The sequence below is a fragment of the Pantoea jilinensis genome, assembly GCF_019104105.1.
GTDB lineage: Bacteria > Pseudomonadota > Gammaproteobacteria > Enterobacterales > Enterobacteriaceae > Pantoea > Pantoea eucalypti.
In genome coordinates, this window is sequence record NZ_CP077746.1 from 3,981,739 (window position 1) to 4,000,597 (window position 18,859).

The window sequence follows — 18,859 nt, forward strand, 5'->3', positions numbered from 1 at the left end:
CCGCCAATCGCCTGGAAAGCACGCGGTTACCCGTAATTAACCACCTGCCCTGCCCTTTTCGCTCACTATTACAGCGCTTTAGCCTGACCTTTTGCCGGTGCCTGACACCAGTTGTTGGCGGGGTTAATACCGCCATCTGGCGAGGTATAACCCAGACAGCCCAGAATGGTGTCGAACAACTCAACATGGCGATGAGTGCGGCCTACGCGCTGCTGCGCCTGCAAACGCTCAAAATTGCTGCGGTTCTGGCTGTCTTCCAGATACTTATCGGAGGCCCAGACCATCATCGGTACGCGGAACTGCTCAGGTGGCGCCATCTCGCGCGGCGTGCCGTGCAAATGCATATTCTCGCTAATCGACTCACCGTGATCAGAGGCATAGAAAACGATCGCCTTCTTATCACGCAGCTGATCCAGCACGCTATCCAGCATACTATCGACATACAGCACCGAGTTGTCATAAGCGTTAATCAACTGCGCCTTGCTGCAGGTCTCATCCACGCCCATACATTCCGGCTGATATTTCGCGAAACTGCGCGGATAACGCTGTGAATAGAGGTAGTGCGACCCTTTAGTGTGCAACACGATCAGATGCTTACCTTTCGGGAAACGATCCAGTGACGCTTTCATCTCCGGCACCAGCAGCATGTCATCCACCGCTTTGCCCTGATTACGCTTCTCTGAACCAATCTGCTCACGGAAAGCAAAGTTGTTGGCATTGATGTTGTCGTAGAACCAGACTTCGCTCTGCATCGCAAACAACTCAGACGTGAAGCCCAGCTCTTTCATCACCGCAAACACGTTCTGCTCTTTCAGCGTACGACCTGGGTTATCCATGGTGCCGCCTTCGCGTACAAACATGCAGCGCAATGACAGCTTGGTCGCGGTATCACAGGATTCGCCCCGGAACGCCACAAGATTCTTCTCTTTCGACAACTTTGGCGTGGTGTCACGCTCGTAGCCCAGCATCCCCATGTGATCCCAGCGGGTGGTCTCACCAATCACAAACACCACATAGGTGTCGTCCAGTCCGGCAGGCGCGACGTAGGTAAACTTCTTCGCCGGATCCAGCAATTCCTCGCTATTCAGCGTCTCATCCACGCGGGTCCAGGCAAAGAGTCCTACAGCTGCAAGCCAGTTTGAAGGAAGATAAGAGTGTGCCACGACACCGCCGTAGCTCGGTAGATCGACGTTGGTAATCTCTTCGTTTTGCTTCTGCAGTTTGTCCAGAAAGCGAATCGGCAACCAGACCAGCGCCACGCAAAGCAGCATGATCACGGAGGGTTTAAGACGCTGTCCCGGCGTGCGCAGCTGCTCATTCAACGTCATGCTCAGCTTATTACGCCAGATCATCAGCAGCGGCAGCGCGCTGACCAGCACCATCCACAGAATGAAATGGTAGCCAACCACCTCTTTAGAAAGATCGGTATCAGTGGTCATCACCGAAGCCACAATGCCGTAGCCAATTACGACGTTAAAAAATGCCATGTAATAAGCAGCGGCAACGGAAATCAGCACTATCAGCGTGGCCAGCACGCGATAAAACCACTTTCCACCCAGCGACAGCAGCCGCATCAGGAAGAAAGTCAGCAGCACAATGGCCACCACTTCAGTCGCCGCAGTCAGCCAGTTCGTTATCGTAGAGTGCGAAAGAAAACCATCAAAACGACGATAGAAAATTGGTAAATTCAGTAAGATACCGAGGTAGAGCGCCAGCAGTAACGATAACTTCTGCTGAGTCAGGGTTTTAATATAATTCATGAAAAAAGGTGTTTCTCCGGTGTGAAGCGCTTAACCAAATCTTTTATGTGACTGCCGAAACGCGGCAGAGTTCGCTGAATAAGCGGACCGGACAAGATGAAGGAAAATTCTGAACGGATTTATAGGCTATAACGCGAGGTGGCTCAGTAAAGCATGAGGGCGTTTCATAGACCAGATAATAATCGCTGTCGACCTGATTAGCACATTTTTTGTACACAGCGCGGAGGATTAACCGGACATGCTGACGCAGTGAGACGGAAGTGTGGGATTGAATAACAGGCAAAAGTGCGGGCCTGATAATTCAGGCCCGCAGCATGCTTAGCGAATGATGTTCAGCGTCACGTCGATGTTGTTGCGAGTGGCGTTTGAGTAAGGACACACGATGTGTGCCGCATCCACCAGCTTCTGCGCTTCTGCTTCATCCATTCCCGGCAGGTGAATATTCAGCGTCGCTTCGATGCCAAAGCCGTTGGGGATCGGGCCGATACCTACTTCACCTTCAATCCACGCATCTTTTGGCATCGCGATTTTGTCGCGACCCGCAACAAACTTCATCGCACCGATGAAGCAGGCAGAATAGCCCGCCGCAAACAGCTGCTCAGGGTTGGTCACTTCGCCGCCTGCACCGCCCATTTCTTTTGGCACGCCCAGTTTAACGTCCAGTACACCGTCAGAAGAGGTTGCACGACCATCACGACCACCGGTAGCTTTGGCTTTGGCGCGGTAAACCACTTGTTCTAAAGACATGACATTTCTCCGTTACACTATTTAATCGCCTGCTACTTATTTAACCGTAATCAGGCGGTGAGGTTCAACGGGTGCAATGCACCCGTCGGCAATATTTATCGTGACTGAATCAGGTTATCACGCAATCCATCAAGCTGTAATTTCAGCGCCAGCAGGGCATCATCGTCACAGGCAGTGGCACATTTAACCGCTTCAGGAATGGCTTCAGCCTTAACGCGCAGCGCACGGCCAGCCTCGGTCAGTGTTACTGCAACCTGCCGTTCATCCTGACGGGTACGCTGCCGGTTAATCAGACCCGCGCTTTCCAGTCGCTTCAGCAGTGGCGTTAATGTTGCCGAGTCTAAAAAAAGCTGCTCGCCAATCTCTGACACCGTAACATCATCTTTCTGCCACAACACCAGCATCACCAGATATTGTGGATAGGTAATGTCGAGCTGGCTCAGCAACTGGCGATACACTTTATTCATTGCCAGATTGGCAGAATAAAGCGCAAAGCAGAGTTGCTGATCGACCAACAGTGGCATCGTTTTCACTTTTTTGTCATCTTGATCACAGTTCATGGTATTCAATATATATAGCGCGCTAGATAATTGCAAGCAAACTTTTAGTCAGGGGTAAAAGCATGCTGGATTCACTGGAAGAACAGGCGCGTCGATTCGCCACCGAGGCACATGCCACTGCCGGTCAGCGCCGCAAATATACCGATGAGCCTTATATTGTTCATCCGGCCGCGGTGGTGGAACTGGTGCGCAGCGTCAGCCATGACGAGGCATTGTTAGCGGCAGCCTGGCTGCACGATACCGTAGAAGATACCTCCACGACCCAGAGCGATATCGAAGCCCACTTTGGCGCGCGCGTGGCCAGCCTGGTGGAGATGCTGACCGATAGCGCACCGGCTACGGCGAAAAATCGGGCGGCCCGGAAGCTTGCGCACTTTCGCCATACGGCCAGCGCCAGTCCTGAGGCCCAGACTATCAAGCTGGCGGACATCATCGACAATACCCGCGCGATTGTACGTTTTGATCCTGACTTTGCGCGGGTCTACCTGGTGGAAAAGCAGATACAGATTGCGTTGCTGAAGCAGGGCGATGCACAGTTGTGGCAGCAGGCTTCGACGATCATAGAAAGCGGGCTTGCCCGGTTGCGGGAGCCGCCCTACAGCGTGCCGGAGAGCTGGTTTGTCAAACAGGCCGCTAAATACAGCATAAAACACGCATAAAAAAACCCGCCAGCGGCGGGTGTTTTCATGATGCCTGATTATTCAAGCAACTGGCGTCCCAGATAGGGATTGGCCTGTAATAACTTCATCAGTTTCTGCGCCGTCGCGGATGGACGGGTACGCCGGGCTTCCCAGCTTTTCACGGAAGATACGCTCACGCCCATCACTTTAGCAAACTCATCAACCTGCATGCCGGTCATTTCGCGCAGACGCTGTGGCTCTGGCTGGGCGGGTTGCTGACGCTGAATAAGTAACTCGGCGGCGCGATCATCACGTGTCAAAACAATCTGCTCAAGGCTGCTGAGCAATTCAAACATCGGGTCTTTTAATTCCATAGAGAACTCCTTAAAAACTCACTATGAAGCACGTGAAAGTAGAGAGGTACGAGCCTGAAGTCAGGACTCTGAAACCGGGCCTGTTCAGGCTGGATCCCGCAAGGGTTTGTTTTTGTTATGAGAAAAACCATTACGGGACACAGCCTGCGGTGCACTGCTTATAAAGGTGTCAGAACAATGCAACAAATGCCGGGAGACTAAGTATGGATAGAGACCTGACTATTTGCCGCGCAATTTATAATTATTTTTTTAACTAACGTTTGCCGAAAACGCTCCAGCGCTTCTAACCTGCTGAGGCGGTTGATTTTTGCGCCTGCACAGCGGGCAAAAAAATCAAATGGTGTTTGCTATTTATGTGGATGCCATCAAGCTTTTGGCGGGCACATTCTCATTTCTGTGAGGCATTACACCTCTTCAGGTAGTGATTGCAAAATATACGCCAATGGTTTACTTCATGAACACTTATATTCACAGTTCTGATTAATTTAAGAATAGTCCTGGTTTGCCCCTGAGCCCTGGCGCGCGGCGGCTCACAGCGACGTGCGGAGAAATCTTTTATTCTGAACGCCGCCATATCGTCAGCGAAATCAACAGTCACTCTAACGAAACGGCAGATGCCTCATGCCGGTGCAGTCAGCGGTCCTTAATCGCGCTGATGCGCGCTAAAAGTGCAGCCTTGTGATTGCGCACTCATGACGGGTAAAAAGAGACCTGCCACCTGAAAGGATGAAGAGCGATGCGTGAAACAGATTTTGACGTCGGATACCCTTCTCATCGCGTACCGATGATGGGACGCAATGCCGTGGCGACCTCACAACCGCTGGCGGCGCAGGCGGGCTTACGGATGCTGCAGCAGGGCGGAAATGCTGTAGATGCCGCTGTCGCTACCGCCATCGCCTTAACTGTGCTGGAGCCAACCGGAAACGGCATCGGCAGCGATGCGTTTGCCATTGTCTGGGACGGCAGCGAGCTGCATGGATTAAACGCCTCAGGCCGTTCGCCCGCCGCGTGGCATCCTGAGCGCTTCGCCGGTTTGAGTGCAATGCCAGAAACCGGCTGGGAGTCCGTTACCGTCCCGGGTGCCGTCTCGGCGTGGGTCACGCTGGCGCAGCGCTTCGGGACCCTACCGCTGACCACACTGGCGCAACCCGCAATTGACTATGCGCGCAACGGTTTTCCGGTATCACCGCTGATTGGTCAGCTGTGGCAGCGAGGCTATGACAAGCTGCGGGATCAGCCTGGCTTCATCGACTGCTTTGCGCCGCAGGGCCGTCCACCCCGTGCGGGCGAGTTATTCCGCAATCCGGCTCAGGCCCGGACCCTGCAGACGATCGCTGAGACACAGGGTGAAAGTTTTTATCGCGGTGCACTGGCGCAGAAGATGACAGCCTTTGCCCGTGAACATGGCGCGGCGCTGACGCTGGACGATTTGAAAAACCATCGCGCCGACTGGGTTACCCTGCTGTCACATCCGTTTGCCGGGAGATCGGTGCAGGAGTTGCCGCCTAACGGTCAGGGCATTGCGACATTGATTGCGCTCGGCATTCTGGAAGCGTGGGAGATCAACCGTTATGCGCCTGATTCGCCGCAGTGGCTGCATCTTTCCATTGAGGCGATGAAACTGGCACTGGTTGATCTGGAGCGTTATGTCACCGATGAAGATCATCTCGAGTTCCCGGCAGCGTTACTGCTGAGTAAAGAGTATATCCGCCAGCGGGCAGCGTTGATTGATCCTGACAAAGCGGGAGACTTCCGCTTTGGATCACCGCAGCAGAGCGGCACGGTGTATGTTGCGACGGCTGATGCCAGCGGTATGATGGTCTCATTCATTCAGTCTAACTACATGGGCTTTGGCTCCGGCGTGGTGGTGCCCGACACCGGCATCAGCCTGCAGAACCGTGGGGCGGGCTTTTCACTCGATCCAGACCATCCTAACGTGGTGGCAGGCGGTAAGCGCCCTTTTCACACCATCATCCCGGCCTTTGCGCTGGATGAGCAGGGTCAGCCGCTGATGGCGTTTGGTGTGATGGGTGGCCCGATGCAGGCGCAGGGTCATGTCCAGCTGGCGCTGCGAATTATGCTGCACCGCCAGAATCCGCAGGCTGCGATTGATGCGCCGCGCTGGCGGGTGGTACAGGGACGCGAGGTGGTGTTTGAATCGACACTCGATCGCAATACCCTGAGCACGCTGCGCCGCATGGGGCACAATGTGGTACTGGAAGATCCCCTGAGCAATTACAACTTTGGTGGCGCGCAGGCGATAGTGCGCGATCCGCAGGGTTTCTATATTGCAGCCAGCGAGAGTCGCAAAGATGGTCAGGCGGTGGTGTTTTAAGGCTGCAGCCGTGATCGCCATACCGCTAAACTGACGTTCAGGTTAACGCATGATGGCAGGAAACGTATCGCGCTCTGACGTGCGGGCGATCCCGTTGTATCACCGGCGTTTAAGAAAGCCTCTGCTTCACAGGCGGTTTCACATTGTGCCGTGACGGCGGTTTGTTCTATTCTTTAGGCCATTCCTACCTGGACATCAGACAGTACTACCGACAGGAGTTGACCCAATGGCTTCAGGACTTACACGCCTTATGGCACGCGGCGGCATTATGCTCGCTGGCGCGCTCATCGTGCTGCAACTCACCGCATGCGGTGACAAAGAAGGCGAGCAGCGTAAAGCATTTATTGATTTCCTCCAGAATACCGTGATGCGCAGTGGCGAGCATCTCCCTAGCCTCAGCGAAAACCAGAAGCAAAGCTTTGGCAACTTCGCCAGCGATTACGCCATCATGTACGGCTTTTCGCAGCAGGCGAACAAAGCCGTTGAACAGGGGATGCGTCCGGTGGTGGATGAACTGTCTGCCATTCGCGTTCCGCAGGATTATCTCAGCCGTCGTGATTCCCTGCGTCAGGCCACGAGCGCACTGGTCATTGTTACCCAGCAGATTGAGAGCGCAAAAATGCAGGCGGACAGCAGCAAAGCGGCCCTAAAGCAGACGGATGATCTGAAAAAAGTCTACGACACCGCCTATAACAAAGTGGTGACGGTACCCGCCAATCAGCTGATTCCGCTGCTGCCTAAACTTCAGGCGCTGAGCCAGGCTGCCGTGCAGACCGGCGAATTCCTGCAAACTCAGGGTACCCGCGTCAGCTTCAATGATGGCGGCGTGCAGTTCCCGACGCAGGATCAGGCTTCACAATACAACGCGATAATGAGCACGTTATCCGCGAATGCACAGGCGCTTCCTCAGGCACAAGCGGCCGTTCAGGGTGGCCTGCAGTAAATCTGCTTTATGGGCAGGCGTAGGTCGCCTGCCCGTCTCCACGCCTTTTCTAATCTCATCCGATAGCCTGTCGAATGAAGTGTGATCTGGCGCATTTTCGACCAAAAATAGTTTGTGATCTGAGTCACATTTATATAACAAACCCCCGCCCTTTTAGTGTGATCAAACTCACAGATAATCAGCTATCACGCGTAAAAACCAGGCAAAACAACACGTAACCGTTATAAAAATGTGATCAATGTCACGCTAATCACCCCTGCCACCACCCTTAATCAGTGATATAGATCACACTTTTCCCGCGTGCTACGCAGTGCCAAATTCGCGTGATAGAGTCCGCGTGCATACAGTAATACCACCGGCTGCGAGTCGGGGTGGCTAAACAAAAACAAACGCGCTCTCCTATTGCAGCGCGTCTCAATAAGGGGTGGGTTTATGTCCTCATCAGTGAAGGTCAAAGTACAGAGCTTTGGTCGCTTTCTGAGTAATATGGTGATGCCAAACATCGGGGCGTTCATCGCCTGGGGTATCATCACCGCGCTGTTTATTCCAACTGGCTGGATCCCGAACGAAACGCTGGCCAAACTGGTTGGCCCAATGATCACCTACCTGCTGCCACTGCTGATCGGTTTTACCGGTGGGCGTCTGGTGGGCGGCGATCGTGGCGGTGTGGTCGGTGCAATTACGACAATGGGTGTGATTGTCGGTGCGGATATGCCGATGTTCCTCGGTGCAATGATTGCCGGTCCACTGGGCGGCTGGGCAATTAAGTCGTTTGACCGGGCGATTGACGGCAAAATCAAAAGCGGCTTCGAGATGCTGGTTAACAACTTCTCGGCCGGTATTATCGGGATGATTCTGGCACTGCTGGCGTTCCTGGCGATTGGTCCGCTGGTAGAAGGTCTGTCACACATTCTCGCCGCAGGCGTGAATCTGATGGTGCAGAACAACCTGCTGCCGCTGACCTCAATCTTCGTGGAACCGGCAAAAATCCTGTTCCTGAACAACGCCATCAACCACGGGATCTTCTCACCGCTGGGTATCCAGCAAGCCAGTGAGGCGGGCAAGTCGATCTTCTTCCTGATCGAAGCCAACCCGGGTCCGGGTATGGGCGTGCTGATGGCCTACATGTTCTTTGGTCGTGGTAGTGCTAAACAGTCTGCAGGCGGTGCGGCAATTATCCACTTCCTTGGCGGCATCCATGAGATCTACTTCCCGTATGTGCTGATGGCGCCTCGCCTGCTGCTGGCGGTCATCCTGGGAGGCATGACGGGTGTCTTCACACTGACCGTGCTGAACGGTGGCCTGGTCTCGCCTGCTTCACCGGGTTCAATCCTGGCGGTGCTGGCGATGACACCAAAGGGTGCCTACTTTGCGAACATCGCTGCCATTGCTGCCGCTTTCGCCGTCTCCTTCGTAGTTTCCGCTATCCTGCTGAAAACCAGCAAGGTTAAAGAAGATGACGATATCGAAGCCGCGACTCAGCGCATGCATGAGATGAAAGCGCAGTCGAAAGGCCAGAGCGTGGCGGGTGCACCCGTCGCCAGCGATGCGATGAGCGTCGAGCTGCATCACGTGCGCAAAATTATCGTCGCCTGTGATGCCGGTATGGGCTCAAGCGCCATGGGTGCAGGTGTTCTGCGTAAGAAAGTGCAGGATGCAGGTCTGAGCAATGTGTCGGTGACGAATACCGCGATCAATGCCCTGCCAGGCGATGTCGATCTGGTGATTACCCATCGTGATCTGACAGAGCGTGCTATTCGCCAGGCTCCGCATGCGCAGCACATCTCGCTGAATAACTTCCTCGACAGTGCGCTCTACAGCACGCTGACCGAACGTCTGGTTGCCGCTAATCGCAGCGACGTGCATCGTCAAACGGTCACCACTGCGCTCTCTGACAGTTACGATGAAGGCAACGCACACCTGTTTAAACTGGGTGCAGATAACGTCTTCCTCGGCCTGACCGCCAGCAACAAAGAACAGGCGATTCGTTTTGCTGGTGAACAGCTGGTGAAAGGCGGTTATGTAGAGCCAGAATATGTTGACGCGATGCTGGCGCGTGAAAAACTGACGCCGACCTACCTCGGTGAGTCGATTGCGGTGCCGCACGGGACCGTTGAAGCGAAAGATCGCGTGCTGAAAACTGGCGTGGTGTTCTGTCAGTATCCGGCAGGCGTCCTGTTTGGCGAAGAGCCAGACGACGTCGCGCGCCTGGTGATTGGTATTGCTGCCCGTAATAACGAGCACATTCAGGTGATTACCAGCCTGACCAATGCGCTGGATGATGACAGCGTGATTGAGAAGCTGGCGAACACCACCCGCGTGCAGGAAGTGCTGGATCTGCTGTCAGGCAAGCCTGCCGTCGCGTAATTCAGAGCAATTCTTTCCCTGGGGCGGTCATGCCCGTCCCGATTTCCTGGGGCGGGTTTGCCCGCCCCATCGTCATTTGATATGGGTCAAAAATTATGAAAGCGTTACATTTCGGAGCAGGAAACATTGGTCGCGGCTTTATCGGCAAATTACTGGCTGATGCAGGTATCGAACTGGTTTTTGCTGATGTGAATCAGACGGTGCTGGATGCACTGAACGCGCGTCATGAGTATCCCGTTCATGTGGTTGGCGAACAGGCCAAAGTGGAAACCGTTAAAGGCGTCAGTGCCGTAAACAGCACCAGCGATGAGATCATCACCCTGGTCTCTGACGTCGATCTTGTTACCACCGCCGTGGGTCCGCAGATTCTGGAGCGTATTGCCGCCAGTGTGGCAAAAGGTCTGGCAAAACGCAGCGACAACGGTAACACCCGTCCATTAAATATCATCGCCTGTGAGAATATGGTGCGCGGCACCAGCCAGCTAAAACAGCATGTGCTGAAGGCGCTGCCGGCGCAGTATCACGCCTGGCTGGAAGAGCATGTCGGCTTTGTGGATTCCGCTGTCGATCGCATCGTGCCCCCTTCTGAAGCAGGCAGCACCGATCCACTGGAAGTGACCGTTGAAACCTTTAGCGAATGGATCGTCGATCAAACCCAGTTTAAAGGTGACCTGCCAGCCATTCCTGGCATGGAACTGACCGACAATCTGATGGCCTTTGTTGAGCGTAAACTCTTCACCCTGAACACCGGTCACGCCATTACCGCCTACCTCGGCCAGCTGGCGGGTCACCAGACCATTCGTGACGCCATCCTTGATGAAAAAATCCGGGCCGTAGTGAAAGGCGCAATGGAAGAGAGTGGCGCGGTACTGATTAAACGTTACGGTTTTGACGCGGAAAAACATGCGGCCTATATCCAGAAAATACTGGGTCGTTTTGAAAATCCTTATCTGAAAGATGATGTTGAGCGCGTAGGCCGTCAGCCGCTGCGTAAACTCAGCGCGGGCGATCGCCTGATTAAGCCCACGCTGGGCACAATGGAGTATGGTTTACCGCACGCCAGCCTGGTGCAGGGTATTGCTGCTGCCATGCACTATCACAGCGATCAGGACCCGCAGGCACAGGAACTGGCCGCGCTGCTGGCAGAAAAAGGCCCGCAGGCTACGCTGGCTGAGATTTCAGGACTGGATGCCGACAGCGAAGTGGTGGCTTCTGTGGTGAGCGCCTGGCACGCTATGGCATAATGCGCACGTGTTAGTGACGCAAGCCGGGCGCAGTTCGCCTGCGCCCAACGGCGGTATTGAACCCATGCAGGCAATAATGGAAGAGAAGCAGGCTTTTGAGAACCGGGTGCTTGAGCGCCTGAACGCCGGTCGTTCGGTGAGAAGCTTTCTGATCGCCGCCGTTGAGCTATTGGCTGAAGCCGTCAATCTGCTGGTGCTGCAGGTGTTCCGCAAAGATGACTATGCGGTTAAATATGCCGTAGAACCGCTGCTGCTGGGTAATGGCCCTTTGGGCGAACTCTCGGTTCGCCTGAAGCTGATTTACGGACTTGGCGTCATCAGCCGGCACGAATATGAAGATGGTGAACTGCTGCTGGCACTGCGCGAAGAGCTGAATCACGACCACGGCGATTATCGTTTTACTGACGACGAGATTCTCGGCCCGTTTGGGGAACTGCACTGTGTCACGGCCTGGCCGCCCGCGCCGGTGTTTAATACTGAAGATCCCGAGCTGCGCAGTATGCAGCAGCAGCGCTATCTGCAGATGGTGCGCTCCACCATGGTCCTGTCACTCACCGAGCTGATCGCGCGCATCAGTATGAAGCAGGCGTTTAAAAAGTCCGGTAGCTGATCCTGTCAGGCGCCATCACGGCGCCTTTTTCGTCTTAACCTGAACGGGAATATGCGCCAGATTTGGTGTATCCTTGCCCTGTTTTCCTCAACGAGTTGTTGTCATGAAAGAGCAAGAAAAGAACGAAATCAAACTTCTCAGCGATAAGCTGGACGCATTGAACCGCAAAGAACCGCAGCTACTTGAATCGGGTGATGTCGAGAAACTGGGCGCGTTGCTGAAAGAGAAAGAAGCGCTGGTCATTGAGATTGAGCGCCTGCGCGGTCAGCGGGTTGAAAAACTCAGTGCCGAAGCGCAGAAGCTGCAGAAAATGGGCTTCAGCCGCGAAATTACCAAGAAAGAGCAGGCAAATCTGGGCGCGCTGAAAAAAAGCGTGCGCGGCCTGGTGGTGGTGCATCCAATGACCGCGCTGGGACGTGAGATGGGTCTGACAGCGATGACCGGCTTCGCTAAAACCGCATTCTGACGGAGTCGATCAGGCAGCTGCCTGATCGACATCGGCTTTGCGTTCGCCAGCGGCGGCGTACACCTGCTCCGCCAGCGCATCCAGCAGTTCATAGCGACGGCGATACTCTGCCCGCTTCTTACTGGCGATCTCCTCCAGTGTCTTGCGCGGCAGGCTCAGCGGCAGAGTAAACATCCCATCTTTGCGCGCTTCACCGCTCAGCGACAGCCAGAATTCACTGTAGCTGGCAAAGAACTTATCCCCTTTGCTATGGCGATAACGCAGACTGCGGAAGACATGTGTCTCATCACCTACCGCCAGAATATTTTCCACACCGCACTGCTTCGCAACAATAAATACCGCTTCCATTAACAGCCGCTTTGGAAAGAGACCGTGAGCCGCTTTGGTCGCCTCGCGGATCATCTCATTATTGATATGTTTCCGCGGCCCCTGTAGTCCACCAATTAACAGGGTGCGCTGGCTATTTTCGTTGAGAATAGAAAATGAGAGCGACGCAATAATTTCGTCGTTATAACGCAATACCAGTGTCACTTCCCCTTCCCGGTCGAAATAACCAGAGCTGCACGAGAGGATAAAGTTTTCGCCATTTTTACCGGTCAGTGTGGCCAGTGGATTATCCGTAGCGCTTTGCAACAGCTGGCGCAGCATAGGATTTTCCAGATTATTCATCAGGCTGTAATGATCAAGTATCGCCTGCGCACGTGCTGCAATGCTCAGTCCTGAACGCAGATAGGGCCGGTGCAGCTTAGCGGGCAACAATCCCTGCGTGCTCATCAGCAGCGGGAGTTGCGGTAAATGCGACAACGCGTGCAGATAATGCAGCGTCGTCAGTGGCGATATTAAGGTTCTTAACACAAATTTCAGGCGGAAACGTTTACTTTTCCAGAGTTTATCCGGAACATATTTCCCGCTAATTAACTGAAAAAAAAGAGAAGCAGAGGATTCGGTCGTATTTTCCTGAGTAGTTATAATTGACATAGTCAGCGACACACAATGAGTTAAACAAGAATGTCACTGAAAATAACATAGTCAATATCAACGGCAGGTTAATGCGGAATAACATTAAAACTCATATCTGATGACTTCGGGTCCGAATCTGGAATACACAAAATAGAGATAAAAAAAACCGGCGAAATAAATTTCACCGGTTTATCTTCATTGCGTTTACGCTTTGTTAACTTACTGAGCAGCAGCGAAGCGGGCTGCCGCTTCGTCCCAGTTAACCACGTTCCAGAACGCTTTGATGTAGTCAGGACGCTTGTTCTGATACTTCAGATAGTAAGCGTGTTCCCACACATCCAGACCGATGATCGGGAAGCCAGAAACGCCGGCAACCGCTTCACCCATCAGCGGGTTATCCTGGTTTGCGGTAGAAACCACAGCCAGTTTGTCGCCTTTCTTAACCAGCCATGCCCAGCCAGAACCGAAACGGGTCGCAGCGGCTTTCTCGAACTCTTCCTGGAATTTTTCCACGCTACCGAAATCTTTCTCGATAGCCGCTTTCAGGTCACCCTGCAGCGTGGTACCGGTTTTCAGGCCTTTCCAGAACAGGCTGTGGTTAGCGTGACCGCCTGCGTTGTTACGCAGTGGGCCTTTTTTGTCTGCTGGCAGCTGATCCAGTTTGGTGATCAGCTCTTCTACCGGCAGATTAGCAAATTCAGTACCTTCCAGCGCGGCGTTAGCGTTGTTCACATAGGTCTGGTGGTGTTTGGTGTGATGGATCTCCATCGTCTGCTTGTCGAAATGCGGTTCCAGTGCGTCGTATGCGTAAGGCAGGGATGGCAGTGAATAACTCATGTTCTTCCTCTCCATTTAGTTTGAGCAGCACGACGAATTCGGGACGTGCCGCGTAAGCAGTCGAATCATTATAGTTAAATTCATGTAGCGTAAAAGGGTAATCAATGCCCTATTAACCATAAGGATTTGCGAAAGCCGGCATTAGCAACCCGTTGTTTTTACAGTGTGCTGATGCTGGCTCTGCCTTTTCAGACGTGCCAGGCAGGGAGAGCAGCACGCTGATGCCAGGCTATCAGCCAGCACGCCTCCCGCCTGAACGCCGCGTCGGCCCTGCTCTGCGCGTTACTGACCCAGCTCGCGCAGGGCGCTGTCGAGTGCGCCAACCAGCCAGTCGATATCGCTCTCCTGGAAAGCCAGTGGTGGACGCAGTTTCAGCACATTCCCATACGGACCGGCGACCGAGGTGAGCACACGATGTTCACGAAGCTTCTCAATCAAATCCAGCGCCAGCGTTTTGTCCGGCGTTTTGCTGTGACGATCGGTGACCAGTTCAAAGCCGATAAACAGTCCGGCACCGCGCACATCCCCCACACACTCATAGCGATCCATCAGGGTTCGCAGCTCAGCCAGAAGCTTCGCGCCGACCACGCGGCTGTGTTCCTGTAATCCCTCTTCGGTAATCACGTTCAGCACCGCCTGCGCCGCCGCCATCGCGACCGGATTCCCCCCAAAGGTATTGAAGTAGGGAATCGAATCGCTGAAGGCTGCCAGCACATCACTTTTTGCCAGCAGTCCGGAAACCGGAATGCCATTGCCCATCGGCTTGCCAGTGGTAATCACATCAGGCACCACATCGTGGCGACCAAAGCCCCAGAACGCGTCGCCAGTTCGGCCAAAGCCAGGCTGAACTTCGTCGGCAATAAAAATGCCGCCGTTGGCATGCACCACCTCAATCGCTTTTTTCAGGAAGCCGCGTGGATTGGGCAGAACGCCGTCCGAGGAGAAAATCGAGTCCGCCAGGAAACCGGCAAATTTAATGCCGTGCGCCGCCATGTCATCAATCTGCTGCTGAATCTGGTCTGCGAACCAGTCACCCAAGTCGGGCGCATCCACACGGTAGGCATCTGGCGGCATCACCAGCCGCGTGGTCGGTGCCAGTGGCTGTCCACTGCCCAGTGCCGGAGACGCGCCGGAGGTCAGCTCACTGGTGCCGTGATAGGCCTCTTTACTGACGATAATTCCGGTACCGCCGCTGAACGCGCGCGCCACGCGAATCGCCAGATCGTTGGCTTCCGATCCGGTGCACATGTACATCGCGCGATCGATCGCCGCAGGTGTCGTTGCCAGCAGCGCTTCACTGTAATCCAGAATCTTTTCATGCAGGTAACGCGTGTGGGTGTTCAGCATTTTCATCTGCTGCGTCACCGCCTCAATCACGGCCGGATGGCAATGACCAATGCTCGCCACGTTGTTGTAAACGTCGAGATATTTATCGCCCGATGCGTCCCACAGATATTGCCCTTCACCCCGCACCAGATGAACCGGTTTGCGATAGAACAGGCGATAGGATTCGCCAAGCACTTTGCTGCGTTTATCGGTCAGTTTGCGTGTGTCACTGTCGAGCGCATCGGCATGTTCAGCACGAAAACTGTTGGTATCCATAATGGTGGAACGCGTGGCCATATTGACTCCCGTTACAAGGATGAAGGAAGAAGAGCGGACTCCTGTATCATGCCTGCCTGAATCCAAAATGCAACAAAATACACAAAAGCAATAAAATACACATGACGCCGTCAAGCCGCCGCGCTAAGCTTGCTCTCTGATCCAGACAGAATCTTTCGCGTCACTGGCGTATCATCCATGCTCTTCGCGCTTTATAAGGATTTCTCTATGCTGCAGGAAACGCGCCTTCATCGCATCCGTGCCTTACTGACCCGGCTAAACCAGGTCAGTACCGAGCGCATTATCAGGGAGCTGGGGGTATCACGCGAAACCGCGCGCCGCGACATCATTGAGATGGAAGCGCTGGGTCTGGCACGCCGCGTCCACGGTGGCCTGGTGGCCATTGAAACCCAGGCTGAACCGCCGCTCACGGAACGTCGCAGCACCCAGACCCGGGAGAAACGCGCAATCGCCCGCGCCGCTGCGCAATTGCTGCAGCCCGGACAGACGCTGTTTCTTGATGCGGGCAGCACCACCACGCTGCTGGCAGAGGAGTTACACGCCCTTTCCGGCCTGACGATAGTGACCAACAGCCTGCAGGCCGCGCTGGCACTGAGCGCTGGAGAAGAAAACCAGCCGTTGAATAATCAGATTATTTTGCTGGGTGGGACGATGTCGGCGGGTGCGCAACAGACGCGCGGCGAAATCACCGTTGGCGAGATTATCCGCTACCGAGCCGATGTCGCGCTGCTGTCGCCCGTGGGGATTGACGCAGAGTGCGGTGGCAGCAGTTTTCACCCGCACGAAGCGGCTATCGCCAGAGCAATGGTGCAGCAATCCGCTGCCTGCTATCTGCTGGCCGATCACACCAAACTCGGCGTGGTCAGCCGCACGGTTTACGCGCCGCCGCAGGCGATCTCCCTGCTGATTACTGACAGTGGCGGCGACAACGGTGCCGCCCTTGAGGCGTTGCAGCAGACATTGCCAGCGGTAATGGTGGTTTAACGCAGTCGCTGAGGATGGCTGTAGACCGTGGCACGGCCAGGTTTACTGAATCCGACCAGCGTCAGGTTGCAGCGCTCAGCCACCTCAACCGCCAGGCGGGTCGCCGCCGAGACCGCAAACAGGATCTCTACGCCGCACATGGCAGACTTCTGCACCATTTCATAGCTGGCGCGGCTGGAGACCAGCACCGCGCCCGGTCCCCACGCAGCCTGACTGCGATAACCCAGCAACTTATCCAGTGCCACATGGCGCCCCACATCTTCACAGCCACCCGCCAGTTGACCATCAGGCTGGATCCACGCAGCAGCATGGGTGCAGCCCGTTTTCTGTCCGACCGGCTGATAATCTTTCAGCTGGCCCAGCGCCCGATCCAGGTGGTCCAGCGCGAAGGTCTGGGTAAACGGCAGCGGAGAGAGCGGCTTGCCAATCTGGTCCAGCTGTTCAACACCGCACACGCCGCAGCCGGTCCGGCCTGCCAGCGCGCGACGCTGCTCTTTCAGCGCCATAAAGCGGCGGCTGGACAGCTCAATCTGCACCTCAATACCGTGACAGCCCGGCACAATATCCATGCCGAAAATGTCGCCAGGTGCGTCGATAATGCCCTCTGATAGCGAAAAGCCCAGCGCAAAAGCCTCCAGGTCTTTGGGCGTGGTCATCATCACCACGTGTGATATACCGTTATAGACCAGCGCCACCGGAACTTCGTCTGCCAGCCAGTCATCCTGAGCATCGGTCAGACTGGCGCGCTGCCACACCTGCGTCCTGCTAACGCCGGTTTGAATTGTTAAATCTTCGCCTGAATAAGGCTGGATAGCTTTCAAAAATATGACCTGTTGTTAAGAGATGATCTCATTCGGTGCCCGGTAATGCAGAGCATAGACGCGCCCTGATTCTGCCTTTTAGCCCCCGAGAGCGCAAATAAACAGCGAGGCAATTGATGCGGTTTCTTCAGTGAAAATAACTGTCGCCCTGCCTGCTGGCGGCCCCATGAGAAAAGGTCTTTTTCATGTGTTAACGCCGGGAAAATCTGCAAATCACTGGGGTGTTAATGCGGATGTTTTGGGGAACCCGAAACACATGCCAATCCGTCGCCTTACCCTTTAACGGGCCAGAGAGATTCATCAGATTACAGTGAATAAAGAGGCAGGAGACACCCGTAAAAAGAACTTTGGTCAGAAGAGTCTGTTCTGGACTGCTATCATCAGCTTAGTACTGCCGCCTGCCAGCGGCATTGTGATCCGGGGACCGTACTTTTCAGATGCCTTTGTCATTCCGCTGAGTCGGCTGGCACTGATTGTGCATTCTGTTTCGGCAGTGACGCTGATCATCGTGATTATGGTGCCCGCTTATGCCGCATTATGGGTCAGAGGCACACTGGCCGCGAGGGTAGAAAGCTGAATATGCTCTTAATGAGCCAGACAGCATTATCCTTGTGGATATCGTGAGCGGCGTAATTCGCCAATAAAACAGGAAAAACGCCCCTGATGAGTATTCGTATAATCCCGCAGGATCCGCTGGAGAAAGGCGAAAAAACAACGGAGGAGATGATTCCGCCGTTACTTTTTCCACGGTTGAAAAATTTATACAGCCGTCGTGCCGCGCGACTGCGCGATCTTGCGGCGAAAAATCCACTCGGCGATTATCTGCGCTTTGCGGCGGTGATCGCTGAAGCGCAGGAAATTGTGCTGTATGACCATCCTCTGCATCTCGATCTGCATGCCCGACTGACGCAGAGCGCCAGCGAGGGCAAGCCACCGCTGAACATCCATACTCTGCCGCGCGATCCACACTGGCAACGGCTGCTGCACTCGCTGATTGCTGAGCTGAAGCCGGAGATGAGCGGTCAGGCGCTGGCGGTGCTGGAGAATCTGGAGAAGGCCTCAGCCACAGAGCTGGAGACACTGGCCGGTGCGCTGTTTACCGGCGAGTATGCACAGGTGAGCAACGATAAAGCGCCTTTTATCTGGGCGGCACTCTCGCTCTACTGGGCGCAGATGGCAGCCCTGATACCCGGTAAGGCACACGCTGAAATGGGTAATCAGCGTCAGTTCTGTCCGGTCTGCGCCAGTATGCCGGTCGCCAGCATCGTTCATATGGGCAGTCATGAAAGCGCGCGTTATCTGCACTGCAATCTGTGCGAAAGTGAATGGCATGTCGTGGGCAGCAAATGTACCCAGTGCGAACAGTCCCGTGACCTGCACTACTGGTCGCTCAGCAGCGAGAAAGCAGCCGTGAAGGCGGAAAGCTGTGGCGACTGCGGCACCTATCTGAAGATGCTCTATCAGGAGAACGATCCGGCCATTGAACCGGTGGCCGATGACCTGGCGTCGCTGATACTGGATGCAAAAATGGAGCAGGAAGGCTTCGCGCGCAGCAGTCTCAATCCTTTTATGTTTCCTGGCGAATAGTCACTGAATCCGGAGAACCTG

17 protein-coding genes and 1 pseudogene are annotated in these 18,859 nt (G+C 54.7%); 10 read left to right on the forward strand and 8 right to left on the reverse strand.

Annotated elements, in window-relative coordinates; translation table 11 throughout:
• Positions 1–68: 68 nt before the first annotated feature.
• The 3 genes from eptB to KTJ90_RS18695 form a co-directional block, all read right to left on the reverse strand.
• The gene (eptB, locus tag KTJ90_RS18685) at positions 69–1,760 is read right to left on the reverse strand and encodes a kdo(2)-lipid A phosphoethanolamine 7''-transferase (RefSeq protein WP_286862776.1); all 1,692 of its coding nucleotides are present in this window, start codon (positions 1,758–1,760) and stop codon (positions 69–71) included.
• Positions 1,761–2,078: 318 nt separating this feature from the next.
• On the reverse strand, positions 2,079–2,507 hold the full coding sequence (locus KTJ90_RS18690; protein ID WP_003848051.1) for an organic hydroperoxide resistance protein: 429 nt from the start codon (positions 2,505–2,507) through the stop codon (positions 2,079–2,081).
• A 95-nt stretch (positions 2,508–2,602) separates the two neighbouring features.
• On the reverse strand, positions 2,603–3,067 hold the full coding sequence (locus KTJ90_RS18695; protein ID WP_003848049.1) for a MarR family winged helix-turn-helix transcriptional regulator: 465 nt from the start codon (positions 3,065–3,067) through the stop codon (positions 2,603–2,605).
• A gap of 62 nt (positions 3,068–3,129) precedes the next feature.
• Between KTJ90_RS18695 and KTJ90_RS18700 the strand changes: the two genes are divergently transcribed.
• A complete protein-coding gene (locus tag KTJ90_RS18700) occupies positions 3,130–3,726 on the forward strand; it encodes an HD domain-containing protein (protein WP_312545839.1) in 597 nt (198 codons plus the stop codon).
• Positions 3,727–3,764: 38 nt separating this feature from the next.
• Here KTJ90_RS18700 and KTJ90_RS18705 read toward each other — a convergent pair whose 3' ends face one another.
• On the reverse strand, positions 3,765–4,061 hold the full coding sequence (locus KTJ90_RS18705; RefSeq protein WP_003848045.1) for an HTH-type transcriptional regulator: 297 nt from the start codon (positions 4,059–4,061) through the stop codon (positions 3,765–3,767).
• A gap of 736 nt (positions 4,062–4,797) precedes the next feature.
• Here KTJ90_RS18705 and KTJ90_RS18710 point away from each other — a divergent pair.
• From KTJ90_RS18710 to KTJ90_RS18735, 6 genes are all read left to right on the forward strand, one after another.
• On the forward strand, positions 4,798–6,396 hold the full coding sequence (locus KTJ90_RS18710) for a gamma-glutamyltransferase family protein (protein WP_499025709.1): 1,599 nt from the start codon (positions 4,798–4,800) through the stop codon (positions 6,394–6,396).
• A 226-nt stretch (positions 6,397–6,622) separates the two neighbouring features.
• Positions 6,623–7,339 (forward strand): DUF3053 domain-containing protein, encoded by a 717-nt coding sequence (locus KTJ90_RS18715; protein ID WP_008926411.1) that lies wholly within the window; start codon positions 6,623–6,625, stop codon positions 7,337–7,339.
• Between the two features lie 432 nt (positions 7,340–7,771).
• Complete coding sequence (locus KTJ90_RS18720; RefSeq protein WP_003848039.1) at positions 7,772–9,706, forward strand: PTS mannitol transporter subunit IICBA; 1,935 nt, start codon at positions 7,772–7,774, stop codon at positions 9,704–9,706.
• Between the two features lie 95 nt (positions 9,707–9,801).
• Positions 9,802–10,950, forward strand: a complete 1,149-nt coding sequence (mtlD, locus tag KTJ90_RS18725; RefSeq protein WP_140916058.1) for a mannitol-1-phosphate 5-dehydrogenase — start codon at positions 9,802–9,804, stop codon at positions 10,948–10,950.
• A 64-nt stretch (positions 10,951–11,014) separates the two neighbouring features.
• On the forward strand, positions 11,015–11,560 hold the full coding sequence (gene mtlR / locus KTJ90_RS18730; RefSeq protein WP_181162247.1) for a mannitol operon repressor MtlR: 546 nt from the start codon (positions 11,015–11,017) through the stop codon (positions 11,558–11,560).
• Positions 11,561–11,663: 103 nt separating this feature from the next.
• A complete protein-coding gene (locus KTJ90_RS18735) occupies positions 11,664–12,026 on the forward strand; it encodes a YibL family ribosome-associated protein (protein ID WP_003848030.1) in 363 nt (120 codons plus the stop codon).
• Between the two features lie 9 nt (positions 12,027–12,035).
• Here KTJ90_RS18735 and KTJ90_RS18740 read toward each other — a convergent pair whose 3' ends face one another.
• From KTJ90_RS18740 to KTJ90_RS18750, 3 genes are all read right to left on the reverse strand, one after another.
• A complete protein-coding gene (locus KTJ90_RS18740; RefSeq protein WP_003848028.1) occupies positions 12,036–13,004 on the reverse strand; it encodes a VirK/YbjX family protein in 969 nt (322 codons plus the stop codon).
• Between the two features lie 201 nt (positions 13,005–13,205).
• Positions 13,206–13,823 (reverse strand): superoxide dismutase [Mn], encoded by a 618-nt coding sequence (gene sodA / locus KTJ90_RS18745; protein ID WP_008926407.1) that lies wholly within the window; start codon positions 13,821–13,823, stop codon positions 13,206–13,208.
• A 282-nt stretch (positions 13,824–14,105) separates the two neighbouring features.
• Positions 14,106–15,446, reverse strand: coding sequence for an aspartate aminotransferase family protein (locus KTJ90_RS18750; RefSeq protein ID WP_187513345.1), 1,341 nt, complete (start codon positions 15,444–15,446; stop codon positions 14,106–14,108).
• 207 nt (positions 15,447–15,653) lie between these two features.
• On the opposite strand from KTJ90_RS18750, the gene KTJ90_RS18755 reads away from it, so the two are divergent.
• Positions 15,654–16,430 carry a DeoR/GlpR family DNA-binding transcription regulator gene (locus KTJ90_RS18755; protein WP_003849703.1) on the forward strand — a complete coding sequence of 259 codons (777 nt, stop codon included), beginning with the start codon at positions 15,654–15,656 and terminating at the stop codon, positions 16,428–16,430.
• Here the strand turns inward: KTJ90_RS18755 and fdhD are convergent.
• Complete coding sequence (fdhD, locus tag KTJ90_RS18760) at positions 16,427–17,251, reverse strand: formate dehydrogenase accessory sulfurtransferase FdhD (RefSeq protein ID WP_499025713.1); 825 nt, start codon at positions 17,249–17,251, stop codon at positions 16,427–16,429. The two genes, KTJ90_RS18755 and fdhD, sit on opposite strands and share 4 nt — an antisense overlap.
• Positions 17,252–17,537: 286 nt before the next feature.
• On the opposite strand from fdhD, the pseudogene KTJ90_RS18765 reads away from it, so the two are divergent.
• Together KTJ90_RS18765 and fdhE are read left to right on the forward strand one after the other, a co-directional pair.
• Positions 17,538–17,915, forward strand: a pseudogene (locus KTJ90_RS18765) (cytochrome b family protein); the annotation flags it as partial.
• Complete coding sequence (gene fdhE / locus KTJ90_RS18770; protein WP_003849696.1) at positions 17,915–18,838, forward strand: formate dehydrogenase accessory protein FdhE; 924 nt, start codon at positions 17,915–17,917, stop codon at positions 18,836–18,838. The pseudogene KTJ90_RS18765 and the gene fdhE, both read left to right, overlap by 1 nt.
• Positions 18,839–18,859 lie beyond the last annotated feature (21 nt).

What these genes read in the sequence shown, in the direction of transcription:
- KTJ90_RS18750 (WP_187513345.1), bottom strand. Translation starts at nt 15,446, where the DNA reads ATGGCCACGCGTTCCACCATTATGGATACCAACAGTTTTCGTGCTGAA.
- mtlD (WP_140916058.1), top strand. Translation starts at nt 9,802, where the DNA reads ATGAAAGCGTTACATTTCGGAGCAGGAAACATTGGTCGCGGCTTTATC.
- mtlR (WP_181162247.1), top strand. Translation starts at nt 11,015, where the DNA reads ATGCAGGCAATAATGGAAGAGAAGCAGGCTTTTGAGAACCGGGTGCTT.
- KTJ90_RS18710 (WP_499025709.1), top strand. Translation starts at nt 4,798, where the DNA reads ATGCGTGAAACAGATTTTGACGTCGGATACCCTTCTCATCGCGTACCG.
- KTJ90_RS18755 (WP_003849703.1), top strand. Translation starts at nt 15,654, where the DNA reads ATGCTGCAGGAAACGCGCCTTCATCGCATCCGTGCCTTACTGACCCGG.
- sodA (WP_008926407.1), bottom strand. Translation starts at nt 13,823, where the DNA reads ATGAGTTATTCACTGCCATCCCTGCCTTACGCATACGACGCACTGGAA.
- KTJ90_RS18740 (WP_003848028.1), bottom strand. Translation starts at nt 13,004, where the DNA reads ATGTCAATTATAACTACTCAGGAAAATACGACCGAATCCTCTGCTTCT.
- KTJ90_RS18705 (WP_003848045.1), bottom strand. Translation starts at nt 4,061, where the DNA reads ATGGAATTAAAAGACCCGATGTTTGAATTGCTCAGCAGCCTTGAGCAG.
- KTJ90_RS18735 (WP_003848030.1), top strand. Translation starts at nt 11,664, where the DNA reads ATGAAAGAGCAAGAAAAGAACGAAATCAAACTTCTCAGCGATAAGCTG.
- KTJ90_RS18690 (WP_003848051.1), bottom strand. Translation starts at nt 2,507, where the DNA reads ATGTCTTTAGAACAAGTGGTTTACCGCGCCAAAGCCAAAGCTACCGGT.
- KTJ90_RS18715 (WP_008926411.1), top strand. Translation starts at nt 6,623, where the DNA reads ATGGCTTCAGGACTTACACGCCTTATGGCACGCGGCGGCATTATGCTC.
- eptB (WP_286862776.1), bottom strand. Translation starts at nt 1,760, where the DNA reads ATGAATTATATTAAAACCCTGACTCAGCAGAAGTTATCGTTACTGCTG.
- KTJ90_RS18700 (WP_312545839.1), top strand. Translation starts at nt 3,130, where the DNA reads ATGCTGGATTCACTGGAAGAACAGGCGCGTCGATTCGCCACCGAGGCA.
- KTJ90_RS18720 (WP_003848039.1), top strand. Translation starts at nt 7,772, where the DNA reads ATGTCCTCATCAGTGAAGGTCAAAGTACAGAGCTTTGGTCGCTTTCTG.
- KTJ90_RS18695 (WP_003848049.1), bottom strand. Translation starts at nt 3,067, where the DNA reads ATGAACTGTGATCAAGATGACAAAAAAGTGAAAACGATGCCACTGTTG.
- fdhE (WP_003849696.1), top strand. Translation starts at nt 17,915, where the DNA reads ATGAGTATTCGTATAATCCCGCAGGATCCGCTGGAGAAAGGCGAAAAA.